The 2,766-nt window shown below is 69.4% G+C and carries 3 protein-coding genes; all 3 read right to left on the bottom strand.

Annotated elements, in window-relative coordinates; translation table 11 throughout:
* Positions 1-39: 39 nt before the first annotated feature.
* Positions 40-477, bottom strand: a complete 438-nt coding sequence (locus VEY12_07360; protein ID HYM39944.1) for a hypothetical protein — start codon at positions 475-477, stop codon at positions 40-42.
* Between the two features lie 294 nt (positions 478-771).
* Entirely contained in the window at positions 772-2,067 is a 1,296-nt protein-coding gene (locus tag VEY12_07365) for a hypothetical protein (protein HYM39945.1), read from the bottom strand.
* 29 nt (positions 2,068-2,096) lie between these two features.
* A partial coding sequence (locus VEY12_07370) for a hypothetical protein (protein HYM39946.1) occupies positions 2,097-2,766 on the bottom strand: 670 nt, incomplete at its 5' end.

Raw genomic sequence — 2,766 nt, forward strand, 5'->3', positions numbered from 1 at the left:
CGCTCCCCTCGTCCGGACGGACAGGCCATCCGTTGCGGGCTAGATATCCTTTGGGGCGCGGTGGGGCTTGTGGGCGGAGGTCCGTCGGAGCATCTGTTGGGCCTCTTTGAACGCCTTCTGCTCCCGCAGCGAGTCGAACTCCTTCTTGCTCGCCTCGCGGGTCTTCATCCCCATCTCCAGGTCGCGGCGGCGGCCCTCGATCGAGTGGTCCAGGGGGCGCCGGTAGTGGCGTAGCGTGTCGCGCGCCCCGCCTAGGTTGGCCGTCAAGGTCTGCTTGGCCTTGTCAAGGGACTCGTGATGCGCGTCCAGGGCGCGCTGTGCCTCCTCGAGGGCCCGCGTGTCCGCGAGCATCGGGGCGCGCGCCGCCGACTTCAACCGCTTAGCCAAGTAGACCACCCGAAGGACAAAGACGCCGACGGCAATGAGGATGACCATCCAGGGCTGTGTGAGAAAGGACAGGATCGGGTCCATCGTCATTCCGCCTCCGTGAGCATGTAGCTTTCGTGCACCGGTCTATCTTTACCTTGGCCATAGTCAGCATATACCGACAGTAATGCCAGCGTGTAGCATGGACGCGTTGGATTCGGGCTTCGGCACGGGTGCGCTCATGGCCATCAGGCCCCTCCGGGAGGAGCGTCCGACTTTTCGGCAAGCCGAAACCTCGACGGGCCCGCCCGGAACACGGCACGCGACGACGCACCGACTCGAGGCCGCCCGCGGCGTTGGGTGCCACAACCCCCGACCCGGTCATGCGGACGGAATCAACCTTGTTTAAGGTTGATTTGCCCTAGGCATCGAGGGGACTTCCTCGGTCTTCCCGTACGCCGTGATCCGCCGCTGGCCGTGAAGGTATGCGCGTAGGACGCTGGCGCGCCACCAGTTCGTCAGAGGCAACCGGAGGCGTCTTCCCACCTCCAGCTCGGCCTCGTCCAGCGTCCGGAAGCGCGCCGGCGGTCTCGCCAGCGCCGCGCGGGCGAGTTCGCGGTACCGGAACACGCCCAGGGGGATCCAGTCGTCGTACACCTCCATGAAGACGATCGCACCTGCCTGTCGTCGGCGAGCCGCGAGGTGCTCCAAGACGGGGTTCTTCGTCGCGTGGTAGGCCCCGCCGATCTGGTCCGGATACCGGGTGCGCCCTTTCGCGAACTCGTGGTCGTGGATCGGCGTCGGGCTCGACGACAGGTTCCACGCCTCGAGCCCCTCGAACATGAACGCCTGCGGGAACAGGAGGATGGCCACCGTGTTCGCGAGCCCGGTCGCGCTCGTGACCTCGAACTCGGAGATCCAGGGGAACTCGCGGACCTGGTCCAGGAGCCGCCGCCCGAGGATGTCGTCCACCGCGGTAATCGACCATTCCGTGGGGACGAGCTTGCGGCGCTCCTTGCCGCCGAGCAACCCCACGGAGAAGATCCGGGTGATGTGGCTCTGGCTCACCCCATGGTCGTAGAGGTCCGCAACGGCTTCCCCCGCGCGCACGTCCGTGTCCGAGACCAGATCGTCCACGCGGCGCGGCACGGAGGGGTTCGAGGCGAGCTCGACCTTCCGAATGTCCGCGCTCGGACCGCTCGGCGGGGCGCGGGCGGAGAACGGGCTCACCAGGACGGGCGTCTTCTCGAGCCACATCTCCGTGTCCACGGGCCGGGACGCCATGGCGCCCTCTTGGACCACGGACAGGATTGTGTCCGGATGGGCCGCGGAAGTGGCTCTCCGCGGCGCCTTGCCGCGGACCAGGGAGAGGCGGAAGCGGAGAATCTCGGGCAGCTCGTACGCGAGCCACGTCTCCGACGCGTCCAGGATCGAGGTGTCCTGATCCCGCAGGGGCGGCACGAGAGGCCCGACGAGGACCCGGGGGTAGCCCCAGGAGCCCACGAACGCGCTCGGGGGCGAGGCGCCGAACAGGTCCGTGGACCGCAGGTCGCGGTGTTCCGTGAACCAGCTCCGCACGTTCCCGAGGTATGGGCAGATCGCGAGGCGGCAGCGCTTGATGTCCCCGTGGCAGACCCGGCAGGAGATCTCCCGCTTCACCTCGGCCAGGGTCGCTCGGATGCCGTCGTCGGGGAAGGCCATGCCGGGCGGGGTACCGGGGATCCGGGACGTTAGGCTGACGGTGGGGCGGGCGAAGCGGGCCTCACGGGGCTCGGCGCGGGCGCGGCGGCCGGCACGGAAGGCGCCGTGTAGAGCTCGCCCGTGTCCGCGAACCAGCGGTGGCCGCGGTACGTCTGAGAGTCTTGCAGGACCACACGCCCGTTGACCTCAAAGTAGTCGAGCGGTGCCGCGAGCCCGTCGGAGACGCACTTGGGGCACCGCTTGACCTTGGCCGCCTGAACGACGTCGCTCAGGGTCTTCAGGGCCTTCGCAGCGGCGGCGGGCGAAGACCCCGGCGGAGCCGCGGGCGTTCCTGTCGCAACGAAGGTCGGGGCCTGAGGCGCCGGGGTCGGAGGCGCGGACGCGGGAGCGGCGGGCTTCGGTCCTACCGCGGCGGGTGGTGCCGCGGACGGCGTGGCCTGAGGGACGGCGGCTGCGCGTGGCGCGGACGTCGCCGGAGCCGTCGCCGCGAGAACGGGGGGCTTCGGAGCTGCCGCCGTCGTCGGCACGGTAACCGCAGGCTTCGCGGGCGCGGGAGGAACCGGAGCCGCAGTGGCCGCAGTTGTGGGGCGAACCGCCGCGGGAGCAGGGGTCGGCGCGGAGAGATCCTCCTCCCAGATTGCCGCGCACAGACCGCATGTGTGAATCTTGCTCGTGGATGCGTTGCACGGTTGCGGCCCG

Source organism: Thermoplasmata archaeon (assembly GCA_035632695.1).
GTDB lineage: Archaea > Thermoplasmatota > Thermoplasmata > RBG-16-68-12 > RBG-16-68-12 > RBG-16-68-12.